The organism is Pedobacter frigoris (genome assembly GCF_005116445.1).
GTDB lineage: Bacteria > Bacteroidota > Bacteroidia > Sphingobacteriales > Sphingobacteriaceae > Pedobacter > Pedobacter frigoris.
On the sequence record NZ_SWBQ01000003.1, the window covers coordinates 459,166 to 484,474 of the forward strand.

At 39.6% G+C, this 25,309-nt stretch carries 20 protein-coding genes; 10 read left to right on the forward strand and 10 right to left on the reverse strand.

Features of this window, described 5'->3' with window-relative positions:
• Positions 1–36: 36 nt before the first annotated feature.
• Positions 37–510, forward strand: a complete 474-nt coding sequence (rnhA, locus tag FA047_RS12795) for a ribonuclease HI (protein WP_136836453.1) — start codon at positions 37–39, stop codon at positions 508–510.
• Here the strand turns inward: rnhA and fbp are convergent, their stop codons facing one another.
• Genes fbp through FA047_RS12810 form a run of 3 tightly spaced genes read right to left on the reverse strand, consistent with a single transcriptional unit; the run spans position 511 to position 2,872 of the window.
• Entirely contained in the window at positions 511–1,596 is a 1,086-nt protein-coding gene (gene fbp, locus FA047_RS12800; protein ID WP_136836454.1) for a class 1 fructose-bisphosphatase, read from the reverse strand.
• A 21-nt stretch (positions 1,597–1,617) separates the two neighbouring features.
• Positions 1,618–2,109, reverse strand: a complete 492-nt coding sequence (locus FA047_RS12805; RefSeq protein ID WP_136836455.1) for a metallophosphoesterase family protein — start codon at positions 2,107–2,109, stop codon at positions 1,618–1,620.
• Positions 2,110–2,158: 49 nt separating this feature from the next.
• Complete coding sequence (locus FA047_RS12810) at positions 2,159–2,872, reverse strand: tRNA1(Val) (adenine(37)-N6)-methyltransferase (protein ID WP_136836456.1); 714 nt, start codon at positions 2,870–2,872, stop codon at positions 2,159–2,161.
• A 102-nt stretch (positions 2,873–2,974) separates the two neighbouring features.
• On the opposite strand from FA047_RS12810, the gene purL reads away from it, so the two are divergent.
• The 4 genes from purL to FA047_RS12830 all read left to right on the forward strand — a co-directional run bounded on the left by purL (position 2,975) and on the right by FA047_RS12830 (position 8,718).
• Entirely contained in the window at positions 2,975–6,646 is a 3,672-nt protein-coding gene (gene purL / locus FA047_RS12815; RefSeq protein WP_136836457.1) for a phosphoribosylformylglycinamidine synthase, read from the forward strand.
• Positions 6,647–6,827: 181 nt separating this feature from the next.
• Positions 6,828–7,799, forward strand: coding sequence for a helix-turn-helix transcriptional regulator (locus tag FA047_RS12820; RefSeq protein WP_136836458.1), 972 nt, complete (start codon positions 6,828–6,830; stop codon positions 7,797–7,799).
• A gap of 82 nt (positions 7,800–7,881) precedes the next feature.
• Positions 7,882–8,331, forward strand: a complete 450-nt coding sequence (locus tag FA047_RS12825) for a MauE/DoxX family redox-associated membrane protein (RefSeq protein ID WP_136836459.1) — start codon at positions 7,882–7,884, stop codon at positions 8,329–8,331.
• Between the two features lie 78 nt (positions 8,332–8,409).
• Complete coding sequence (locus FA047_RS12830) at positions 8,410–8,718, forward strand: hypothetical protein (RefSeq protein ID WP_136836460.1); 309 nt, start codon at positions 8,410–8,412, stop codon at positions 8,716–8,718.
• Between the two features lie 44 nt (positions 8,719–8,762).
• Here FA047_RS12830 and FA047_RS12835 read toward each other — a convergent pair whose 3' ends face one another.
• The 7 genes from FA047_RS12835 to FA047_RS12865 all read right to left on the reverse strand — a co-directional run bounded on the left by FA047_RS12835 (position 8,763) and on the right by FA047_RS12865 (position 19,423).
• Positions 8,763–10,124, reverse strand: a complete 1,362-nt coding sequence (locus tag FA047_RS12835; protein WP_136836461.1) for a RagB/SusD family nutrient uptake outer membrane protein — start codon at positions 10,122–10,124, stop codon at positions 8,763–8,765.
• Positions 10,125–10,139: 15 nt separating this feature from the next.
• Positions 10,140–13,619 (reverse strand): SusC/RagA family TonB-linked outer membrane protein, encoded by a 3,480-nt coding sequence (locus tag FA047_RS12840; protein ID WP_136836462.1) that lies wholly within the window; start codon positions 13,617–13,619, stop codon positions 10,140–10,142.
• 27 nt (positions 13,620–13,646) lie between these two features.
• Positions 13,647–14,807 (reverse strand): FecR family protein, encoded by a 1,161-nt coding sequence (locus FA047_RS12845; protein WP_136836463.1) that lies wholly within the window; start codon positions 14,805–14,807, stop codon positions 13,647–13,649.
• Between the two features lie 69 nt (positions 14,808–14,876).
• Positions 14,877–15,470, reverse strand: coding sequence for an RNA polymerase sigma factor (locus tag FA047_RS12850; RefSeq protein ID WP_136836464.1), 594 nt, complete (start codon positions 15,468–15,470; stop codon positions 14,877–14,879).
• 91 nt (positions 15,471–15,561) lie between these two features.
• On the reverse strand, positions 15,562–17,052 hold the full coding sequence (locus FA047_RS12855) for an alpha-amylase (RefSeq protein ID WP_136836465.1): 1,491 nt from the start codon (positions 17,050–17,052) through the stop codon (positions 15,562–15,564).
• 35 nt (positions 17,053–17,087) lie between these two features.
• On the reverse strand, positions 17,088–17,780 hold the full coding sequence (locus FA047_RS12860; RefSeq protein ID WP_136836466.1) for a DUF421 domain-containing protein: 693 nt from the start codon (positions 17,778–17,780) through the stop codon (positions 17,088–17,090).
• A 245-nt stretch (positions 17,781–18,025) separates the two neighbouring features.
• Positions 18,026–19,423: an aminopeptidase P family protein gene (locus tag FA047_RS12865; RefSeq protein WP_136836467.1), complete on the reverse strand. Its 1,398-nt coding sequence runs from the start codon at positions 19,421–19,423 to the stop codon at positions 18,026–18,028.
• Between the two features lie 283 nt (positions 19,424–19,706).
• Between FA047_RS12865 and FA047_RS12870 the strand changes: the two genes are divergently transcribed.
• The 5 genes from FA047_RS12870 (at position 19,707) to FA047_RS12890 (ending at position 25,284) form a co-directional block, all read left to right on the forward strand.
• A complete protein-coding gene (locus FA047_RS12870) occupies positions 19,707–20,165 on the forward strand; it encodes a MaoC family dehydratase (RefSeq protein WP_136836468.1) in 459 nt (152 codons plus the stop codon).
• Between the two features lie 130 nt (positions 20,166–20,295).
• Positions 20,296–20,763 (forward strand): carboxymuconolactone decarboxylase family protein, encoded by a 468-nt coding sequence (locus FA047_RS12875; protein WP_136836469.1) that lies wholly within the window; start codon positions 20,296–20,298, stop codon positions 20,761–20,763.
• A 25-nt stretch (positions 20,764–20,788) separates the two neighbouring features.
• Positions 20,789–21,127, forward strand: coding sequence for a YciI family protein (locus FA047_RS12880; RefSeq protein ID WP_136836470.1), 339 nt, complete (start codon positions 20,789–20,791; stop codon positions 21,125–21,127).
• Between the two features lie 45 nt (positions 21,128–21,172).
• A complete protein-coding gene (locus tag FA047_RS12885; protein WP_136836471.1) occupies positions 21,173–22,402 on the forward strand; it encodes an RNA polymerase sigma factor in 1,230 nt (409 codons plus the stop codon).
• A gap of 131 nt (positions 22,403–22,533) precedes the next feature.
• Positions 22,534–25,284 carry an outer membrane beta-barrel protein gene (locus FA047_RS12890; RefSeq protein ID WP_262709993.1) on the forward strand — a complete coding sequence of 917 codons (2,751 nt, stop codon included), beginning with the start codon at positions 22,534–22,536 and terminating at the stop codon, positions 25,282–25,284.
• Positions 25,285–25,309: the final 25 nt, after the last annotated feature.

Genomic DNA, 25,309 nt, shown 5'->3' on the forward strand with positions numbered 1-25,309 from the left:
CTTTTATAGCTTAAAAACCTAGATTTGTTAAAGATTATGATTGAAATTTATACTGACGGAGCAGCAAGCGGAAATCCTGGACCAGGTGGATATGGTGTAATTTTACGCTCTGGTTCGCACTATAAAGAGTTGAGCGCAGGCTTTAGGATGACCACCAATAACCGCATGGAGCTACTGGCTGTTATCGTTGGTTTGAATGCTTTAAAAACTCCGGGGCAGGAAGTAACCATCTTCTCTGATTCCAAGTATGTAATTGATTCTGTAGAAAAAAAATGGGTATTTGGCTGGCTGAAAACCGGATTTAAAGGTAAAAAGAATAAAGACCTTTGGATGCTGTTTCTAAATATATACAAACAGCATCATGTGAAATTTGTCTGGGTAAAAGGGCACAACAATCATCCTGAGAACGAACGTTGTGATCAGCTTGCTGTAGCCGCTTCTAAAAACCGCGCCGCATTAGGCATTGATGCTCAGTTTGAAGCAGAAAAGAATAAACCTTCTCTGCTTTAATTAATCTATCCCACCTACTACACCTAACTGCTCCAGTTTTTGATCTGTTGCAATTTCAGAAACAGCTTTTACATTTTTTTCAGGAGAAAATTCAGCCATCAACTGCTCTGCAGTCCTCACCATTTGCTCTGATCCAATAAATATTGCCGTCCGCTGATGTAATTCTGTAGGCTCTATATCCAATATTCTGTTGAAACCATCTGAAGCAACACCACCTGCCTGCTCAACAATAAAAGCCATCGGATTACATTCATAAAGCAATCTCAGTTTACCTTTTGGTGAAGCGGATGTTGTAGGATAAATATAAATCCCCCCTTTAATCAGGTTTCTATGAATGTCAGCCACCATAGAACCAATATATCTGGATGTATAAGGGCGGTTTGTCTCTTTGTCTTCTACCTGTGCATACTTCAGGTATTTTTTTACCCCTTCAGGGAAATGAACATAATTTCCTTCATTAATTGAATAGATACTTCCATGCTCAGGCAATCTCATGTTGGGGTGCGACAAACAAAACTCTCCGATGGAAGGATCAAGCGTAAAGCCATTCACCCCTTTACCTGTGGTGTAAACCATCATCGTCGACGAGCCATAGATCACATAACCCGCAGCTACCTGTTGGGTTCCTTTTTGTAGCACATCATTCAAAGTTGCTTCTCCGTTTGTCGATTTTCTCCGGTAAATAGAGAAGATAGTACCGATAGCTACATTGCAATCTATATTTGATGAACCATCCAAAGGATCTATACACACGATGTATTTGGCATTTTTTGAAACCGGAGAGTCAATCTGCACAAGGTCGTCTTCTTCTTCGGTAGCTACCACACAACACTCTCCCCCGCTTGTCAAAGCGCTGATAAACTGCGTATTCGCAAACACATCTAATTTCTGCTGACCCTCACCTTGTATATTGATAGTCCCTGCTGCTCCTAAGATATCTACAAGGCCTGCCTTATTCACCTCACGGTTTACAATTTTGGCTGCTATGCCTATATCTCTTAATAATCTTGAAAGCTCTCCTTTGGCGTAAGGGAAATCAGCCTGCTTTTCGATGATAAACTGACCTAATGTTTTGATGCCCGACATATACTTAGTGTATTTTATACGTTATCTATTACCTATTTCTATGGCGGCTAAGTTATGTATTTTTTCATCTGAAACACAAAATTTAATTAGTGTCTTCACCCGATGCCAGCCTGAATTTCCGGCAGCACCTGGATTTATATGCAAACAATCAATTTTTTTATCGTACATCACCTTTAAAATATGTGAATGTCCGCAGATGAATAATTTTGGAGGCTTAGTGTATATTTCACCCTTTACCTGTGGTGCATACTTTCCTGGATAACCGCCAATGTGGGTCATCCATACATCCAGCTGCTCGCAGTTGAATCTTAGGTGTTCTGGATACACATTCCTGATTTCTTTGCCATCGATATTTCCGTAAACCCCTTTTAGAGGTTTAAAATCAGCAAGCCGCTCAGCGACATCCGGACCAAAGTCACCAGCATGCCAGATCTCATCACAATCATCGAAATGTCTAAAAATCGCATCATCTAAAAATCCATGCGTATCAGAAAGTAAGCCTATATTGATCAATTTTAAATATTTTATACAGCAAAGCTATACATAAAGATAGGTATCAGGACTAAAAAGCGAGGAAGAAATCTTTCAGCAATGCCTTATAGGCATCTGTATAAACACCTTCCTTTTCATAGATATAAAAAGTCTCGGCAACCACCTGTGCTTTTTCATTCGCTGCTTTACCTAAACAAACTACTTTTCTGATCACCGGCTTGCGTTCATCTGAACAAATATTAATCTGCCGATGTAAAGCAAGGTGATATTCTAAAGACTTTTCGACTATAAAATCTGCTTGTTTTACCGGCAAAATCATCCAAAAACTTCCATCTTCGTTCAGGAGCATTGCCACTTTAGCCAGCAATGCCTCAAAAAAAGTTTCATCTGCATGCCTGGCAATGGTCTTTCTTTGCTCAGTATTTTTTAAGTCATTTACAAAATAAGGCGGATTGGAAACAATCAGGTCATACCTCGAAGTAGTGACATAAGAATTGATATCTGAATGGTAAACAACCGAACGCGTATTGAACGCCGACGCTTCAAAATTACGGGTTGCGGCTATAGCTGCTGACTCGTCTATTTCTACAGCATCAATAAAAGCATCAGGAAAACGCTGGGCAAGCATCATGGCAATTACCCCTGTTCCTGTACCTATATCTAATAACCTTTTGGGACTATTATGCACGGCTGTAGCACCAAGTATCACACCGTCGGTATTGATTTTCATGGCGCAACCGTCCTGATCTACTTCAAACTGTTTGAACTTAAAAACGCTTCCCATATCTATCAGATTCCGACAAAGTTAAAAAAGCGCTGATATATTGCATACTAACGTCGGTGTTTTAAAATTTTAACACTAAATTTGCATCTTCAAAAAAAAAGCATGATTTATTTCTTCTTAAGCCCATCCAATACGGTTTTCGCTTTACAAATAGAACGAGAACTATCCTCAACTGATATTACAAAACTAGAATGGCTGTTTGGCGGCGCGAAACTACAACAAGAAACAACATTAACTGATTTTTTTGTTGGGCCTCGTGCAGCAATGGTAACACCATGGAGTACAAATGCAGTGGAGATCACCCAAAACATGGATATACAGGGTATCATCCGTATTGAAGAATTCAACAAAGTTGAAGCAGATTTCTCTGGCTATGACCCAATGCTTTCACAAAAGTACGAAGCACTAAATCAAAGTATATATACTATAAACATCAAACCTGAGCCAATTCTTCAGGTTACAGATATCGCAGCATACAATAAACAGGAAGGCCTCTCTTTAAGTGATGAAGAGGTTGATTATCTGAATTCCCTTGCAGACAGATTAGGAAGACCACTTACAGACTCAGAAGTATTTGGCTTCTCTCAGGTAAACTCAGAGCATTGCCGTCATAAGATCTTCAATGGCAAATTTGTGATCGACGGTGTTGAGCAACCTACCTCTCTGTTTAAACTGATCAGAAAAACTTCTGAAGAAAATCCTAATGATATTGTTTCTGCTTATAAAGACAATGTTGCCTTTATCAAAGGCCCTAAAGTTCAGCAGTTTGCACCAAAACGCGCAGATGTACCTGACTACTATACGCTAAGTGATTTTGAATCAGTCATATCAATAAAAGCTGAAACACATAACTTCCCTACTACAGTAGAGCCATTTAACGGTGCTGCTACCGGTTCTGGTGGCGAGATCAGAGACAGGCTGGCTGGTGGACAAGGTTCACTACCTCTGGCTGGTACGGCAGTTTACATGACAGCTTTATCACGTCTTGAAGAAAACCGTCCCTGGGAAAAAGGTGTAGAAGAAAGACAATGGTTATACCAAACTCCAATGGACATCCTGATCAAAGCTTCCAATGGAGCGACTGATTTCGGAAACAAATTCGGACAGCCATTGATCACTGGTTCTGTACTGACTTTTGAACATGAAGAGAATTCACGTAAACTTGGTTTCGATAAAGTAATTATGCTTGCCGGTGGTGTCGGATACGGCAAAGCCAGTCAGGCTCAAAAGCACAAACCTGCTGAAGGTGATAAAATTGTAATCCTGGGTGGCGAAAACTACAGAATCGGTATGGGTGGTGCAGCAGTTTCATCTGCCGACACAGGTGCTCTGGGCACCGGGATTGAGTTGAACGCAGTACAACGTTCTAATCCTGAAATGCAGAAAAGAGCTGCAAACGCAGTAAGAGGAATGGTGGAGTCTGATCACAACCCGATCATTTCTATACATGATCATGGTGCTGGTGGTCACTTAAACTGTCTTTCAGAACTCGTTGAAGAAACCGGTGGAAAAATTGACCTGGATAAACTTCCTGTAGGAGACCCTACCCTTTCATCAAAAGAAATTATAGGCAATGAATCACAGGAACGTATGGGTCTGGTGATTGGCCAAAAAGATATAGATACACTTCAGAAAATTGCCGACCGCGAGCGATCACCTATGTATACTGTAGGTACCGTTACAGGCGATCACCGTTTCACTTTTGAATCTGCTACTACAGGTGTGAAGCCCATGGATCTTGAATTGAAAGATATGTTTGGCAGTTCTCCTAAAGTGGTAATGGAAGATAAAACCATTACGCAAAATTATGCGCCGCTGGTTTATGACAACAATGAAAGTACTGTATTTAGTTATTTATCACAAGTTTTACAACTGGAAGCTGTTGCGTGTAAAGACTGGCTGACCAATAAGGTTGACCGTTGTGTAGGCGGACGCGTGGCTAAACAGCAATGTGTAGGTCCTTTACAATTGCCGCTAAACAATTGTGGTGTAATGGCACTGGATTTTCAGGGAAAAGAGGGTATTGCTACTTCAATAGGGCATGCTCCAGTTTCTGCGCTGATTGATCCGGCAGCAGGTAGCCGCATTGCCATCGCAGAGTCTTTATCAAATATACTTTGGGCTCCTTTAAAAGATGGATTAAAAAGTGTTTCACTTTCTGCGAACTGGATGTGGGCATGTAAAAATGAAGGTGAAGATGCAAGACTGTACGCAGCTGTAAAAGCGTGTTCAGATTTCGCAATCGAACTGGGAATCAACATCCCGACGGGAAAAGACTCCCTGTCAATGAAACAAAAATATAAAGATGGGGATGTAATTGCGCCGGGAACTGTAATCATATCTGCCGCAGGAAACTGTGACGACATTACCAAGGTTGTAGAGCCGGTATTACAAAAAGATGGCGGAGATATCTATTACATTAACCTGTCTAATGACAGTTATAAATTAGGGGGATCATCCCTGGCACAGGTAATGAACAAAGTTGGTTCTGAAACTCCTGACGTGAAGGATGCAGCGCAGTTTAAAAAGACATTCAATGTGATCCAGGAATTGATCAAAGCAGAAAAAATCACTGCGGGTCATGATATCGGAAGCGGTGGTTTAATCACTACACTATTGGAAATGTGTTTCGCCGACCGCAATCTGGGGGCATTCATCAAGTTGTCTTCTTTAGGGGAACCTGATCTGATGAAAGCGCTCTATGCAGAAAACATTGGTATTGTCTTTCAGGCAGGCAAGGATGTGGAAGACGTATTAACATCAAATGGCATCATTTTCCATCACTTAGGTCATGTGACTTCAGACCCTACATTAAGTATCGTACACAACGATATCAGCTATAATTTAAACATCGACGAACAACGTGACATATGGTTCAAAACTTCTTACTTGCTTGACATCAAACAAAGTGGTCCTGTAAAAGCCAAAGAACGTTTTGAAAACTATAAGAATCATGTATTAAACTACACTTTCCCAACTCAGTTTGATGGTAAAAAACCGATTATTGACAACAGTAAACCAAGACTTAAAGCCGCAATCATCCGTGAAAAAGGAAGTAACTCTGAACGCGAGCTGGCAAATGCCATGTATCTGGCAGGCTTCGACGTAAAGGATGTGCACATGACTGACCTCATCTCTGGCAGAGAAACACTGGAAGACATTCAATTTATTGGTGCTGTTGGTGGCTTTTCTAATTCAGATGTTTTAGGTTCTGCTAAAGGCTGGGCCGGTGCTTTTATGTACAATGAAAAAGCCAGAATCGCTCTGGAGAATTTCTTTAACCGTCCGGACACACTCTCAGTTGGGGTATGTAATGGGTGTCAGTTATTTGTAGAGCTGGGATTGATCAACAAAGATCATGAAGTAAAACCAAAAATGCTTCATAACCAAAGTCATAAGCACGAAAGTATTTTCACTTCGCTTACTTTACAGGAAAACAATTCTGTAATGCTTTCAACACTTGCAGGAAGCACGCTGGGAGTTTGGGTTTCACATGGTGAGGGAAGATTCCAATTGCCATATGCTGAGGACAAATATCGCATTGTAGCTAAATATGCTTATGAGAGCTATCCAGCCAGTCCTAACGGATCTGACTATAACACTGCTATGATGTGCGATGAGTCTGGCCGTCACCTGGTAATGATGCCACACATAGAACGTTCATTGTTCCAATGGCATTGGGCAAACTATCCTCAGGGACGTAAAGATGAAGTATCACCATGGATGGAAGCATTTGTAAATGCCAGAAAATGGTTAGAAGAAAAACAAGCATAAGATGAGTTAACTCAACATTTAAATCCGGCATTCTTATGAATACCGGATTTTTTTTACCTTGTTTTTAAGAAAAAGCATTTTTAAGTAAGATTTAAATAAATATTCATATTAAAGTTCTCGTTTAAAGCCCATAAACCTATCCTACATTAAAGGGATTTTAAAAACTATAGGGGCTTTAACAATGTACTCAAACATCAAACTTGATTTAGTTTCTGCTAAAGCAGAAGCTACGGCTTTTGATTGCCTTCCACATTTCTGCAAACTGCCATTAAAATGGGCCGATGCAAACAGGATTAAAATCAACGAAGGGAACATCCTCATTCAGTCTATTGCGCATTACCTCGCAAACATAGAACTTTTTGAATATTCATTAACCTCCGACTCGGTCATCAACTTCTCTGTCAGCGAACCTTCATTCCTGATGTTCGTGACAGCCCAGGGCAGTCATCTCTGCTACAGTCCGCCAGGCGATTACAAAAAGAATATACCGCGGGGTGACCATGCTATCCTGATTCTCACTTTTAGTATCGACTGGACCATGAGAAAGTGCAAAAGATTGCCGGAAATGCAGCCATTGATCACTCATTTTCAAAACGCACCAGATCAATACTTCAGTCTACCTCACTCGGGATTATCAAGCAGCATTTTTAAAACACTTGGTAAACTGGATCAAAAGACGAGTCACCTGGATCTTGATGCAGACATCCACGTTTTTATAAATGACACCTTCAATAAATACTACAGCAAGTTAATTTCTAAGAAGACTACGAAGACCTATCATCAACAGAAAGCGGAAGATATAGCAAAATTTATCGAAGAGCATTTTGCTACAGAGATTGCACAGGACTTACCCAAACTGGCTTCGAGATTTATGGTATCAGAAAGGAATTTAGCCAGGATCGCAAAACTTGCTTTTGGGATCCCGCTCCATGAACATGTAATAAAGACGAGGATGAAAGCCAGCATGCATCAGATGATCGAGACAAAGAAACCCATTTATGAAATAGCCAAACAAAATGGCTATCAGGATCCGCACTATTTCAGCAAGGCATTCAAGAAGCATTTTGGCATGCCACCAAGCCAGGTAGACCGCACCAAAAATAATGTTTTATATGTACTTCTAGGTATACAATCCTGCCAACAACTCAGATAGATCTTTTGGCAGAATCGTTCATTTTATTTAACAAAAATCTAGTGCAACTTTGAATTAATCAAAAACACTAAAAATGTAAGACATGGGAACAACATCAATTAAACAGATTCATTTTCAGCTCTCTACAAAAAATAAGGAGATTATTTTTGACACTGTGGTTTACTTATTCATAGTACTCTTTATGTACACCGCAGCCAGCAAACTATTGACGATAAAATCATTTGCAAGTACGCTGGCTAAGTCTCCACTGATCGGGAGTTATAGTTTATTGGTTGCATGGGCGATACCTATCATTGAAATCGCCATCAGCCTTGTACTAATCTTCCCGACCATAAGAAAAACTGGCTTATGGGCATCTCTCATACTCATGCTTGCCTTTACTACTTACCTGATGTACATGGTCTTTTCAGGAAGTGAGTTGCCCTGCCATTGTGGAGGTGTAATTAGCAAGATGACCTGGCAACAACACATCTGGTTTAATCTGGGCTTCTTAGCCTTGGGTATTATAGGAATTAACATAAACAAGAAATAAAGATTTTACATGTAAAACAGGTAAATGCTGTAGCCTAAAAAAATACGGCAAGGGGATTAATAAACAAAAAACACAATTATGAACAAGATTAAAAAAGTAGCATTAGGAATTTTAATGGCAGGCCTGGCATTTGGCTTCAGCGCATTCACGACGGTTAAAAAAAGATCAGTACTCATTTATTACAAGGTAAATATGTCCTATCCGAATGCAAATGATCCACGTGGCTATGAATATTACTCAGGAGACATGTGCGCACCGGGGGGCAATACCTGTTCAGCCCAATGGGATATAGGAACTCACTTGCCGCCGACAGATGGAGACGCACTACCAATCAGCGGAGTTACTTTCCAGACTGGTTCTGTATATAGTGGTCATGCTGACTTATAATATCACTGCATAATAAAAAAGGCTACGTGTGTAGCCTTTTTTATTTAACGTTCGTTCTGCTCACTTCCACTCAAGTGAATTTCTTCTTCATCAATAGGAAACACATATCTTTTATCATTTGGCTGCAAAGTGTAGGTTGTTCCGTTTATTGTCCTGCTTAAAGTCACAGCAAACTTGCTGTACTTATTTAACCTTCTCAAATCTGACCATCGGACTCCCCTGAACAACAATTCCCTTCTTCGCTCCTTTACAACATAATCTAATACAACACTCTGATCAGTGCTATTCAAATCTGTGTAAATCCCTTTCCATCTATTCCGTCTCAAAGTATTAAGATCAGTTAACGCAGCTGTCAATATATTTGCCCTCGCATTTGCTTCTGCACGAATCAGGTACATTTCATTTGTAGCTAAGCCTCCAAACAGACTTCTATCTCCATTATAACTGCCCTTAAAATTTAAACCTGTTGGACCAAAAAATACGGTTTTTCGACAATCAGCTGCAACGTATTCATTAAACAACTCAGGTACTACATTCATGCGAGAAGGATTAAAAATACCATAATAAAAGGTGCTGTGAAAAATGACTTCTGCATTGAACCTTGCTATCGGAAAAGAAGCATTCGCATTCAACTTACTGTAATCTACCAGCTCAGCCTGAATTTGCAAGGCTAGATTGGCATAATGACCGGCCCTTTCATAATTCTCCATTGAAAGATAAGTTCTTGCCAATAAAGCATAGGCAGCTTCTTTAGATGGTCTGGTTTTAAATAGCGGTTTTGTACCGAGAAGGCCAGCAGCTGCCTCCAAATCAGCAACGATTCGATCGTAAGTTTGCTGAAGGCTACTGCGTTTCAGTTTAATATTCACATCATAATCCAACCTTAGTGGCAAACCTAAATCTACATTTGCAGAAGTAGAATTATAAGCTACACAGTATTCCTGGGCCAGGTTGAAGAAATCAAAAGCCCTAAAAAACAACGCACTTCCTTTCACATTGTTCCAATCCTGTTGTTCATATTCTAATATCTTTATTTTCTCAATACCGGTAAGTACCACATTAGCATTCAGTACTCGTTTATAAGCATTTCCCCAGTCCAAACTGATATCATCACCATAAAAACCTGAAGTAGGAGCCCAAGTATAGGCCGATCTTTCCTGAGCTGTTGAAACATTTTGCCAGTTGGCATCTGTAACGTAAAAATCCCCAGCCCCCATTTCACCTAAACCACAAGCCTGAACAGCATTAAATAATCCCGCATTATCTAACAAAGATTGATAGTCCTTTATGGTTTCTGGAACGACTAGTGACTTATCTGGTTTTGCTTCCAGCCATTCCTTTCCACAGGATTGCAGGATCAATAAAAGTAATAAAGAACCTAAAATGCGGTTTAAACCTATCTGCATAATTTACACTTTTATTTAAAAACTGGTCTTCAAACCAAAAGAAAAACTCCTCGGTAATGGATTCAATAACCGTTCACCAGCATTAGGAACCAAATCCGGATCTAAACCAGCACCGTTTGCTTTCCAAAGCATACCCAGGTTATTGGCATAAATATACAATTGAAATTGTTTCAGTGGTATATTTTTCCAATTACTTACATCAAAATCATAGCTTAAACTGACGTCCTGCAAACGGATATGGTCACCCTTCAATACGGTTGCAGAAGAACCATTATAAAACCTGTCTCTACTACTGTCATCATTATAGTTACCCATCGACGGGACACTTGTTATGTTTTCATCTCCTGGTTTTTGCCAGCGCTCAACAAAATCTCTATGCATAGTTCTGCTCAAAGCTTTATCATACAGACGAAAATAGTCAACGGATGGCTTTCTAAAATAATAACCCATTTTATAGTTGATGTTAATTCCCAAAGTAAATTTACAATAAGAAAAGGTATTGTTTAAGGCGCCAAAAACAGTAGGTCTTGCTGCACCATTATATTCCAGATCTTCCGGTTTAGTTTTATTCACTATACTCGCATAGTCTGTGCTAATCTGACCATTTACATATCCTCTAGGATCTCCACTTAAAGGATCCAATCCTGCCCATTTATAACTATAAATTCCGTAAACTGGCCTTTCCAATACTGGACTCGCGTTATAATACCCAACGTAATAAACATTATTCGGTTCCACCACATCATAAAGTGTAACCTTATCATGAACCGAAGAAAATAAGAAATTAGTCTGCCACTTCAATTTATTATCCAAATTCTTTGAGTTCAGAGTAATGTCAAAGCCATTAGATTTCATTTCAGAGTAATTTCCTCTTAAAATCCTTAATCCTGTACTAGATGGAAAGGACTTATCCCCAAGCATATCTATACCTTTTTTGAAAAAATATTCTATTCTTCCGCTAAGAACCTGGTTCTTCAAACCAAAGTCCAGTCCAAAATTAGCAATGCCTATCTTTTCCCATCTTAGCTCCGGATTGCCAATATTCAAAATATCAGCATATTGCATATTCGTGTATAATGCATTTAATGCATTATACTTAAATGTAGTAATCCCTGTATTGTTCTTGTCCAGGTTTCCGTTAAAACCGTAAGTTGCCCTCAGCTTCAAAACCGGTAGCCATTCCGATTTGTAAAAACCTTCCCTGTCCAGGTGCCACAAAGCTCCTACTGACCAAAGTGGCACATTTTTCTGGTTGGTCTTCACCCCAAAGTAATTCGAGCCATCCATCCTGGCGCTGCCCGATACAGTATATTTATAATCATAAGTATAAGCCACATTTGCAAAGGCAGAACGGATGCGGTCCAGCCTACCAAAAAGATCTGTACTAGCATTGATCTTACCGCTGCCAGATGGATTAAGATTAAAATTACTAACCGTATCCACATCTACTGAATTACCTGTTGCTGCATCATAACCATAACGGGTGTGTTTATAAGCCTGGGTATCAAATTCAGAAAGCTCATAGCCTGCAATCGCAGAAACGCCGTGTTTCTCCCATTCCTTTTCATAATTGAACTGCGCCCTGAAATTCTGGGCCTTTGCTTCTGCAGTAGCCTGATATTGAATGGCACCTACAGGGATATTGTATCCGATTACTTTTCCAGCAGTTACAATTGAGTATTGGTTAACTAAACTCCTCGTTAAAAGAGCCTCTAATCCACTGATCAACTCCGAACTATTAATAATCTTTTGGTATTGATACTTCAACTCCGCGCTTAAACCTGGGACAATGGTATATTTCAAACCAGCATTGAGGCGCAAGTCATTTCCTTTCATACTGGTTGGCGGCAAACTCAATTCATCCAAAGGAACATAGTTCCAGTCCAAAAAACCGTTACTTTTTGCCAGGTCACTAAACTCCGCTCTGTAACTTCTTTCAAAAATAGTCGGATTTCCATTCGCATCTTTAAACTGATAATACGGGGTAAAGTTTGAACTGGATAAAGTACCAACTATCGTGCTATCAACTATCCTCTTATTCCGTATATAATTTAAGCCTGCGCTTAGTTCCAGATTCTTCAGCAATTTCACACTATGCTGCGTATTTATAGTATATCGGTTATTCTCATTATTTACCAAACTGTACAAAGATTTGTCATAACCTGTGGATAGATAATGACTGGATTTATCAGTGCCTTTACTGGCATTTAAAAAATACTGTTGCGTAACTGGCTTTCTGTAAAAGTACTTTAACTCTTCATTACGAATATCATTACCTCTCAGTGCGTCCAGCTGCTTTTCAGTTTCAGCAGCCGATTGCCCTTGCCTCTGCCTATTCAATATCTGCACTGCTTGCGAAACCACAGGATAATTTACCTTATCGTTTAGTGCTACATCGTACTTTCCATTGTTAAACAGGAAAGTCTCTATATCAATGAAATCCTTAGACGATAAATAATTCGGATTGTAAGACAGATCTGGCTTGCCCGAAACCGTCAAGTTACTATTGAAACCCAAATTCAGAGCCTGTCCATATTTTCCTTTCTTCGTCATGATCACAATCACCCCATTTCCAGCCCTTACACCCCATATAGAAGCCGCAGCGGCGTCTTTCAACACGTTGATGCTCGCCACATCATTCGGATTAATGGAATTAAAATCACCATTAAAAGGAAAATTATCTAAAATGATCAGCGGCTGGTCGTTGGCATAAATAGTACTTCTACCACGAATAGACAGATCCAGGTTCCCTGAATTACTGCTCAAGGTGTTCTTATTGAACAACAGTCCACTGGTAATTCCTTCCAGCCGGCTTAAAATATCGGTGCTCACCCTGCGATTCAGCTGTGCAGTATCTATCTGCACAAAACTCCCCGTAGCGCGCTCCTTCGGAACTTTCTGATATCCTGTATTTACTATCTCAACTTCTCTGAGTTCATCCACCCTTGGCAAGAGTTGAATTCTTCCCGCATCCGCAACAGCTTTTATTTCCTGGATTTTATACCCCATAAAAGACACCAGAAGTGCAGCATCTTTTTCAACATTTCTGAGGTAAAACCTACCTTCATCATCTGTTACAGTCATCCGATCAGTTCCTTTCAACTGAACGTTAGCGCCTTCCAATGGATTCCCCAACTCGTTTACCACCAGACCATTGACGCCAATGAGACTACCTGCAACAGTTTTTTCTGCCGTGACAGGATCTTTTTCTTTTATAATGATGGTTTTATTGGCAATAATATAAGTCAGAGGATACTTATTGAGGACATTGTCCATTACCGTTAGGAGGTCAGCATTTTGGAAATTTGCATTAATCAACGCATTGGCATCCAGCCTTTTCTCATTCCAAACCACACTAAAGCCAGTTTGCCTTTTTATTTCTTTAAAAAGGCGAACCAGTGATACATCTTTTTGCACATAATTAATTTTTTGAGCATTTGCTGTCATCCCAAACAGCAACAAACCCAAAAGCATGGTAAAAAAGGTCAAACGCATATAAGCACAATTTAGCTATTAAATTGCTTATTTCGTCACAAAAACCTTTCTTCCTTCAATTTTAAAATGTACGTCCCCTGTTAATTCAAGCATTGTCAATACTTCAGACACCTTCCCAAATCTGGAAATCGTACCTCCAAAAAGCTCTTTACCAACGAGTTTATTTTCATAAACGACTTCAATATCATACCATCTGGCCACTTCACGCATGATATTTTCCAGAGGTTCATTTCTGAACATAAATTCACCATTCTTCCATGCCACTGCCTCATCTGGATCAATTTCTTTAACTTCCAAAGTATGACCGGTCAATACCGCTTGCTGGTTGGGCTGTAGTACGATGCCATCTTTACTTAAAGTCTTACCTGAATCCCGCGATGGCACTACTCTCACTACACCTTCCAGTAAGGTGGTTTTTACGTTAAGATCATCCCCATAAGCACTGACATTAAAATGAGTACCGAGTACTTCTACTTCCTGCCCTTTCGTTACAACAGCAAATGGCACTTTAGCCGGCTCATGATTGTTGTCGTTCAATCGGGTAATTTCAAAGTAGGCTTCGCCGCTCAACGTAACTTTCCGGGCTTTGGATAAAGGGAAAGTCGAGGGATATGTGAGGGAGGAGGCGGCGTTGAGCCATACTTTTGAGCCATCCGACAAAGAGATCTGATATTGTCCGCCTTTAGGCGTAGAAATAGTATTATAACCTACAGATGCTATACCAGACTTCTCATCAGTTATTTTATATAGAATTTCACCATCTTTTATTTTTGTAATTTCGAGTCCTGATTCACTAGCCAGCACACCGTTTTCAGCATCCGAAAGATTGATAACCTTCCCACTCGCGAGTTTCAGAACAGCTTTATTTGCATAAGCACTAACTACCTGATCAGCCGGAATCGTTACATTTTGTTGTAATTTATAGAATACAACACCTATACCTAATACGACTATAATAGCTGCAGCCACCCAATACGCCGGCCATAGCTTTCTTACAGCTGTTTGATCGTCGTATTTTGGAAGTTTTGCATAAATCCGTCTTCCAAGCTCCTCAACTCTGTCTTCCGAAAGAGCTGGCTCAGACTCATTATACAGCACGTAGTAGCGCTCCACCAAAGCCTTTTCGGCTTCACTGCAATTTCCGGCGCCATACCTTAATAATAATTGCTTTGCTTCTTCTTTTTGCATTATCAGTGAGGGTTAATTAAATCTAAAACGGATAACCATAGACCAACAGGAAGATTTTAAGTAAATAATTTATTTGGAGGATAAATAATTCAGTATTAAGACTATAAACAGATATATCCCTAATCTCGCTCTTAGTATCTTCAGCGCATTTGTTATTTGTTTCGAAACATTATATTCCGATGTATTCAATATTTCTGCAATCTCCTTATGAGAATAATGCTCTTTTCTGCTCATCTCAAATATCTGTCGCATTTTCTTAGGCAGAGCCTGAATTTCCTTTTCTATATAAGCCTTGAACTCTTTTTCCCTTACCAGGTGATCTGTATTTTCAACACCATTATTGAGCGTAAAATCACTAAAAGATGAAATGTACTTTGATTCGATTTTCTGATGGCCAAAGATATCCAGTATTTTATTTCGGGTACAGGTATACAAATAACCGACCAGGTTCACTGCTGTAAGGTCACTCTCTCTTTTCACCCAAAGATTGGCAAACACTTCCTGGATTACATCCTGAGCAAGATCCTCGTCCTTAAGTTTTTTATAGGCATGCGTGATCATCAGGTAATGATACCTATTGTAAATCTCGTCGTAAGCTTTGTAGTTTGATTCTTTCAAAAGGTCTACAAGCTGCGCATCAGAAAGTTTTTTACAATCGAGCATGCTCTATTATTAAGGATTTTGACTAGTTGTTCCCAGTTTTACATTAAAGCATGAAAGATCGGGTATTTCGGCCAATTTTTTAACAAAAAATCTAATTTTCTGCTAAAACCCAAATCGAAACTTTCCCTCCATTTACAGTAAACTCTCCATAACCATTGTCATCTATCTTGACTCCATCCTGCTCATTACATAAAACGTTCTTCAAGATTTTCCCTGCAAACTTCGGCCCCATGTGCATTATTTTTTGAGCAGCTTCGCCGTTGGACAACAAAACTGCACAACCCGAGTTTTCATGATCTTCGTCACCTTGCCGCGTCCATCCAATACAGTTTGGATGATCAAAATAATCAAACTGCTCTCCATACGCAAAATGCTTTCTGACCTGAAGCATAACGTCTATATCCGCCATTTTTTCGAGGGTGACATTATGATCCTGACCGTCTTTACCTGCATCCGTATATTCTGAACCATAAAGGTCGGTATAAAATACACAGGGATATCCGCCTGTCCTAAGCAAGATAAGCGCATAGGCCAATGGCCTAAACCATGCTTCCACAGGATTTTCCAACGACTGAAGTGGTTGGGTATCATGGTTTTCAACTAGCGTAACGGCGAGATCAGGATAAACTGATACCAGACTACCTTTCAAGATCTCACTTAAGTTAAACCCACTCCCCAATTTGGAAGCTTCATGGAAATTTGCCTGTAGCGGTGCATCAAAAAGAGACATTCTGCGTCCGGTGACTTCAATATATTTAATCATTGACTGAAGATCATACGGTGCCCAATACTCCCCTACAGTAAAGAATTCCTGCTTAAATTCCCCGCGCATATAATCCAACCATTCATTATAAAACGAGTGTGGCATGTGTTTAATGGCATCCAGCCTGAATCCATTTACTCCTGTCGTTTCATAAAACCATTTCCCCCATCGCTTCAGTTCCTCCATTACGTTGGGATTGCGAAAATCAATATCAGATAGCATCAAATAGTCGTAATTGCCATGTTCTTTATCGGGTACATCCTGCCATCCTTCTCCATATTCATTCTGTATGCTAAAAATTGCTGTTTCTCCGGTTCCATCATCATAGTCAACACCTGAAAAACACTGAAAATCCCAAACAAATTCAGAGTACTTTCCATTTCTCCCTGGAAATGTAAATTTTGTATAAGCCTCAATTTCATATGCTTCGCTGATGAACTCATTCCGATTTTCAGGATTCACTTTTCTGGCAATAATGGTTTCTTTTTCGTCTGCCCCGCCCATATGATTAAGAACAATATCAGCGTAAATCTGCAACCCTGATTGTTTGCCCACTATTATTGCAGCGATCAACTCTTCCTTCGTGCCATATTTTGTTGCTACAGATCCTTTCTGATCAAATTCTCCAAGGTCATAAACATCATAAGCATCATATCCACTTGACCTAGCGCCCTCAGTACCTTTGTGTGCCGGAGGCAGCCACACGGTATCTATCCCAAGACCTTTCAGATGCGGAGCCTGATCTTTAAAATGGTTCCACAAACTACTATTGGCTGGGAAATACCATTCAAAAAATTGCAACATAGTAAAGTTTTCCATAAAATCAGGGAGTTAAATTGTTTGATATAAATAAATCATCGGACTCTGCAACTATTCAATGCTTTAACCCATTTCTTATGACCGCATTTATCGCATTGATGTGATTTTACCGGATTCATTTGCAAAATATTCCCGCAATGCGAACAGGCATATTTTCCCTTTTCAAGAATCTCTTCACTCGCCTTGTCAAACAGCGCTGGCATAATTGGCAATCCATACCTCACCATTTCATCCGGATAGAAAAATATACTCAAATTACCTGAAGTCTCTAATATCGCAGTCTCAACCTGGCCAAGATGAGAAACACTTTGCTGCCTCAGTTCTGAGAAGAACTCATCCTGCGCGAGGCCTTCTTTATTAAATTCTTTTATCGAAAATTCGCCATCAATAATGAAATAGACACATTTACCTTCGACAAGATCGTCGATCTTTGTACTCTTGGCCATCAGATAAGTTGTAAATCTATAAGCGCCTACTATAATACCGAATATGACAATGGGGAATAGAAGTCCGATTTCCTTATAGAACATAGGATCACCGGCTGCAGATCCCAAACTGATGATCACAACGAGTTCAAAAACCGAAAGCTGCCTTACACCCCGTTTTCCCAGGAGCCGTAAACCGATCAGTATGATAAAATACATCAGTATGGTACGCAGGGATATTTCTAAAAGAAACTCCCAATCCTCCTCACCTATAAAGAATTTGTTCCAGTCTATTGAAGTCATATTTTTAAGAATAGTTAATAATAATTATAGCAGCCCTAATATGTGATTTCCTAACAACACCGCTTTAAATGATTTGTTTCAGAGATCTGGATGTTGCACCATTTAGACCACATTTATCAACCCACTGGTTGATTGAATAGTGGGATTACGTATCGACTATTTATGAAATAGGTATTGCCCTTCCCATCAAATTAAAAGGACTGGATCCGGTCAAAAGCAATAAAATAGAAGAAGTTATCTTACATCTACAAACTATAATTCCTTAATGCCTCTACTTCCTCTATTGACAGAGCTAGGTGTTTTCCCAGCATTGCAGATCCATCTGCCGTTATTACAAAATCATCTTCTACACGAATGCCGCCAAATGAGCGGTATTCGTGTACCTGATCATAGTTAATATATTCGGAAAATTTGCTTTCGGAGTGCCATCTATCGATCAGTTCCGGAATGAAATAGATACCAGGTTCGACAGTCAACACATAATCTTTTTCAAGCTCTTTACCCAAACGCAATGATTTAAGACCAAACTGTTCTGTATTCTTCAACAAGACGTCACTATAGCCGACATACTGCTCGCCAAGATCCTCCATATCATGTACATCCAGACCCATCATATGACCGGTTCCGCATTGAAAGAATAATGCATGCGCACCTCGCTGAACAGCTTCCTCCATATCTCCTTTCATGAGACCAATAGCTTTCAGTCCTTCTGCCAGCTCAAGGCAGGCCATCTTATGTACATCTAAATAACGCGTACAAGGGCGCAACGCGCCAACAGCTTTATGATAGGCATTGAGAACAATTGTATAAATATCTTTTTGGACATTGCTAAAAGTTTTTCCGGCGGGGAACGTACGTGTTAAATCACCTGCATACCCCAATTCGGTTTCAGCGCCAGAATCGTTGAGCACCAAATCACCATCTTTAAGCACATTTCCATGATAATGGTTGTGCAGTATCTGCCCATTTATGGTGAAAATAATTGGATAAGCAATATTTCCACCCTGACTCAATGCCACCTGATGTATGGCTGCCGCTATCTCGCTTTCTTTCATTCCAGGTCTTGCAATCTTCATGGCTAAAAGATGCATATCTGCAGAAATAACTGCCGCTTTATTTAGTTCAACAATTTCAGCCTCAGACTTCAATGACCGCTGGGCCACCACTGCTTTAATCAAAGGTATTGAGGCCTCCCGACTTACGCTATGTATATTAATCCCCAACAGATCAGCAACTCTAATGGCATTTTCAGCTCGGTATGGTGGTAAAAAGTGAATCGTGGTTCCCTTTGTTTGAGCTGTTTTAATATAACGCTCAAGTGCAGACAGCGGAAGCACTTCAGCAAGTCCTGAATCATAAACCTTTTCCTGTAGCGTCTTTTGACGCCCCATCCAAACAATATCATCTATGCTCATTTCGTCACCAAAAACGATGACTTTATCGTTATCGATATCGACTACCGCAGCAAGTTCAGATTGTTGTATACCAAAATAATATAGAAAAGTACTATCCTGCCTGAAATGGTAGGTATTGTGTAAAAAATTTATAGGACTTTCGGTATTCCCCATAAACAGAATAATGCCTGATCCCAGAGTTGTGGAAAGCAATGTTCTTCTTTTAACGTATTCGATCTTTTGGAACATAATTTTTGGATGTGCTTATTGCTTCGCTAATTACTTAATTTTCTGCCATACCGCTATAATCTTTTCGAATTTAATTTGTACACTATTTTTTCAGTCCGGATATTCCTTCCAGCATTTTAAAACCCTGCCCATTGAATCCAAAAGGAGATTTAAGATCAAAAACTTCTTTTAATTCCATGAAAAATTGCCATATTGTAATCTGGCACAATTGATGCTTATGATGCGCAAAGGAAGTTTTGCGTATAAAATAGTACTAAATTGTCCTTAACCGATATATAAATATATGCTTGTAATCAATAATTTCGAAGAGTACCAATCGCACCTGGGCAAAGAACTAGGTGTTTCTAATTGGCATAAAATAGATCAGGAACAGATTAATAAATTTGCCGATGCTACACTAGATCATCAATGGATACATGTAGATAAGGAAAAGGCCGAAAATGAAGGCCCGTTTAAAGCTACCATCGCTCATGGCTACCTGACTTTATCATTAATCCCATATTTATGGAAGCAGATCGCAGACGTCCGCAACATCAAAATGGAAATAAACTATGGCATTGAAAATTTCAAATTCGGACAACCTGTCCTGGTAGATAATGATGTTCAACTAAAAGCTAAACTTACTTCAATTGCAAATTTAAGGGGTGTGACTAAGGTTATTATCGAAGCCACCCTTGTAATCAAAGATCAGCCCAAACCAGCATACACAGGAGAAGTCGTATTCCTGTATCATTTTATATAAGTTCTAAAACCGAAACAGCAAAAATTTCTATCTGACAATCAGAGTCTTATATTTTTTTAAAGTATATTTTAGGTCTGGTGTCCAATTCCCTGTTCCTCAAACATTATTGTAGTATAAAACAATAATCAAAATGGAACAGAGAATTAATGCCTTTGAAAAAGGCCAGAACGCAATGAGAGCAATGTATGGTATTGGTGCCTATCTCGGGAAAGCTTCAATTGAACAAAAACTTTTGCACTTGATTTATTTCAGGGTATCGCAAATCAATGGTTGCGCCTACTGTCTGGATATGCACTCCAAAGACTTGCGTGCAATAGGAGAAACAGAACAGCGTCTTTATGTATTGAATGCCTGGAGAGAAGCTCCCCTTTTTACTGACCGTGAACGTGCTGCATTGGAGTGGGCAGAAGCAGTAACCAGGATAAGAGATGGTAATGTTGCTGATGAGGTATATGAACGTGCCCGTAAACAGTTTACGGAAGAGGAACTGATCGACCTGACATTGGCCATAACAACCATAAATAGCTATAACCGCATCAATATTGCCTTTCGCACTGTTGCTGGCAGTTATACAGTCGGTCAGCATAAAATTTCATAACTTCAATTATTAAATTTATATGCTAATGAAAGACTTCGTATTCGTTTTCCGTCAGGCCGGCTCTGAGCAAAGCAATCTGTCTGCTGAAGAGATTGTCACCATAAATAAAAAATGGAATGATTGGATTGGCGGTATAGCTGCACAGGGAAAATTAAAAAATTATGGTGCCCATTTACAGCCGGCAGGCAAGGTACTTAAGCCAGGGGGCATTATTACTGATGGTCCTTTTGTAGAGATCAGGGAAAGATTAGGGGGCTTTATTGTGGTTACGGCTGATACTTTAGATGAAGCAACCACACTTGCACATGGCTGCCCTGCCCTGGAAGCAGATGGCAGCGTTGAAATAAGACCCATTTTTGCTTAAACACAATAAAGAAGCAGCTTTCGGACAGCTGCTTTAATTATTTGAATGGAACAGGATTTTTTAAAACACTTATTTCAGCAGGAATTTTCTAAAATGGTTGCTGTAATCAGTAACCGATTTGGCCTGCAACATATAGAATTAGCAGAAGATATAGTAAGTGAGACATTTTTGCTCGCTACGGAAACCTGGCAAATAAAGGGGGTACCAGCAAATCCTAATGCCTGGCTTTACACTGTCGCCAGGCAAAAGACGCTAGCTTATTTCAGAAGAAATAAAATCTTTGAAAACAAGGTAATTCCTGAGATAAACGCAAACCAGGAATTACAGGATAATCCTCATGAGTTGAACTTTTCACAACAAAACATTAAGGATAGCCAGCTACAGATGCTCTTTTCCATTTGTAACCCAGCAATAGCCAGTGAAGCTCAAATAGGACTTGCATTGCGCATTCTTTGTGGTTTTGGCATCGATGAAATCGCAGAGGCATTCCTCTCTAACAAAGAAACCATCAATAAAAGGCTCTTTAGGGCAAAAGAAAAATTACGCACATCGCAAATTCAACTGACACTACCTGCAGAAAATGAAATTGCAGAACGCCTGGATAATGTGCTTCATATCATCTACCTCCTTTTTAGCGAAGGTTATTATTCCAGAACTCAGAATGAGATTCTCCGAAAAGAGCTTTGCATAGAGGCACTACGTCTGGGCGTAATGCTTACTGAATACGAAAAAACCAATTTACCTAAAACAAATGCACTAATTGCACTGATGTGTTTCCATTCATCCCGTTTTAATGCCCGAAAAAGTAATGAAGGGGAACTGATCTTATATGAGGACCAGGACGAATACCTTTGGGATACAGAATTGATTGGTAAAGGCATTTATTTTCTGGATCTTTCTGCCAGAGGAGAGGAATTAAGCACCTATCACATACAAGCTAAGATTGCTTACCACCATTCTATAAAAGAAGATACGGCAGAGAAATGGGAAGAGATTTTACAACTCTACAATCAGCTTTTAATCATCAGTTACTCTCCGGCTGTTGCGCTCAACAGGACATTTGCATTGTATAAAGCAAACGGAGCAGCAGCTGCGCTAAAAGAAGGAAAAAAATTAAAACTTGAGAATAACCATTTCTATTTTCTGCTGCTGGGAGAAATTTATAAAAATATAGATAAAAGTAAGTCTAAAACCTATTTTGAGAAATCTCATGCACTTGCGAAGACACCTGCGGAGCGACAGGTAATCCAGCGCAAAATAGATAAGTTGGAGTAAAATTACTACCTTAGTAGCTATATAATAATCCTGCTCTCTTGAAAAAAAATTGTGCTTTCATTCTCTTTTTATTTATATGCTGTAATGCATTTAAACTATCGGCTCAGACTAACCGCAAGGTTTCTGGTTCCGTGATGGACTCTACAAAAACTGCAATTCCTGGTGTTAAAGTCATGATTATCACTGGTAAAGATACGTTGACGACGCAGACCGATGATGACGGAAATTTCAGTATGTCAAAAATCAATGCTGACAAATTTTCTGTACAGGTCTCCATGTTGGGTTATCATGGACTGAAAGCTGAGTATACTTTTGCTGAAAAAGAAAAGCATAAGCGATTGGAAGTTTTTACGCTAAAAATGTCCAGTCAAATGCTCAAAGAAGTTGTGATCAAAGGCAAGCCTAATCCGGTCAGGATCATGCAGGATACAGTTGAATTTAATGCCGCCGCATTTCAGGTCAATGAGGGTGATAATGTTGCCGATCTGATGAAGCAGTTTCCGGGCATGGAGATAGACGAAAATTACAACGTAAAAACCATGGGCAAAGACATGGTCAAGCTTCGCATAAACGGCAAGGATTTTTTCACTAATAATGTTAAAGATTTTATCGGACGACTCCCGGCAGGTATTGTTTCCAAGATTCAGGTAATAGACGATTTTGGCGACGAGGCAAATTTTACAGGCATCAAAATAGGTGAACCAATAAAAATGCTGAACATTGTTACAAAGCCTGGCATGAACAAAGGTGTATTTGGAAACGTCTCCAGCAACGCAGGAACCAATGACATGATCGGCAGCAATGGCCGCATAAATTTATGGAACGATACCAGGCAAAGCTCCGCAGATGCAAACCTCAGCACCTCAAATAACGGAGCCGGAACCAGCAGATCTCTGGGTATAGGACTGAGTCATAATGACAAGATGGGCAAAAATGGACAAAGTGGCTTTTCTTATAGTTTTAATAACAATACAAATGCTTTTTCAAATGAACAAATCACAGAGACAATAAATCCTGAAGGTAACTTCACCAACAGTTCCAAGCGCGAAGGTGAAAACGGCGGAAGCAACCACAACATCAATTGGAATATAAATTATAACAACAAAAAGCTTTTCATTCAGGGATATGTAATGGGTGGTTATAACCATTCAGACAATCAAAATTTATCTTTTAGCAATCAATATGGTCTCATCCGTCAAGACCTGAAAAATAGCAACCGTTCAAATGGCTCCGCTCCAAACGTTAACGCCAGCTTTTCAATATCAAAAAAACTCAAGAATCAAAAGAACTCTTTTTCAGCAAAAGCTTCCTTTGGACTATCGGGGAATAGCAGGGATCAGAACATCAGCACAAACACAATTTATTACGATAAGAATACGGGTGCATTCCTAAAAGATTCACTTCTGACCAGAGATTTGAATAGCAGATCCAACAACCAGAATTTGAACTTTGGCTTTAACTACAGCATTGCATTGAAAAAACCTAAAGATACTCTTGGACGACAAAGCATTAATTTCTCCTACAATGGAGCAGTTAGTCAGTCTATGAACGAAGTGTCTACATTTGTCTTCGACAATAAGACCAATGAAGTTTCTTTTGTAGATTCCCTAAGCACTTCCTTCAACACCATTTCATTCAATCAGACATTGGGCATCAACTATAACTATGGGTCAAGTAAGAACCGGTATAGCTTCGGTTTCAACGCGAGACCTAACATGATGACTAACCGTGACCTAAGGCTGACAAGGACAATAAAAAACAATACATTTAACTACTCGCCAAACCTAAATTATGGCAGAACGATAGCTAAAGGAAAAACACTTTCTATCAGTTACCAGGGGTCTAATAATAACCCGACGATTCAGCAATTGCAACCCATTAGAAATACACAAAGTTTGCAAAACATAATAGTGGGCAATCCAGACTTAAAGCCCTCCTTCAGTCATAATATGAATGGAAGCTTCAATTATTCCCACATCAAATCCGGCAGGTCTTTACAAGTCGGTATAAATGCCTCTGCTACACAAAGAGAGATTGTAGATCATGTAATTTTAGTACCCGACACCTTAAATAGCTTAAAACAGATCACACGCTACGAAAATGTAGATGGGAATTACCAGATTAGCGGCAATTACAACTTTCATGTCCCGATTAAAAGTAACAAGTATTCGGTCAGCTATTCAGGTTCAATGGGATTTTCGAATCGAGCAGTCATCTTTAATAATAACAAAGTTTTTGGCAAAGGCATTAATTTCTCACAGCGGTTAGCAGGAAGCATGACAACCAAAAAAATCACTTTGAACACACAGGCCGGCTATACCATAACCAATAACAACAATGCCAGTTCACTATACCGGTTTTCTGAATATCAGCCTATAGGCATCGGTCAGATCAGTGCCCCTGCTTTTTTTAAAACGATCACCCTCAACACCTCTGTTAATGGCAGCTTAAGACTAAAAAATCTGACATTGAATACCGGGATTAATTACAACACCAGTCATAGTGATCCAACCGGTGATCAGGCTATCCGGGATATTAGCAATATCAATATGAATTTGTCTGGCCGGCTAACGATATTCAAATCTTATTTCATTAATCTGAATACTTCAAAAAGGCTCAATTACGGTTATGCTTTAGCGAACTCGAATCCTTTTATCATCAACACAACCCTTGGAAAAAACTTCCTCAAAGACAAAAACCTGAGTTTAACTGTAAGCGGCAATGACCTTCTTGGACAGGGCAATAATATCTCACGTATGGTTTCAGGAAATACGATTATTGACAGCCGTAATAAACAACAGACCCGGATCTTTTCACTAAACTTAAATTACAACTTATCCAGGTTTGGAGGAAGACATTTCCGCGTAAATAATGAATTTTAACTATCCTGCTCCAAGCTGAGTTCTC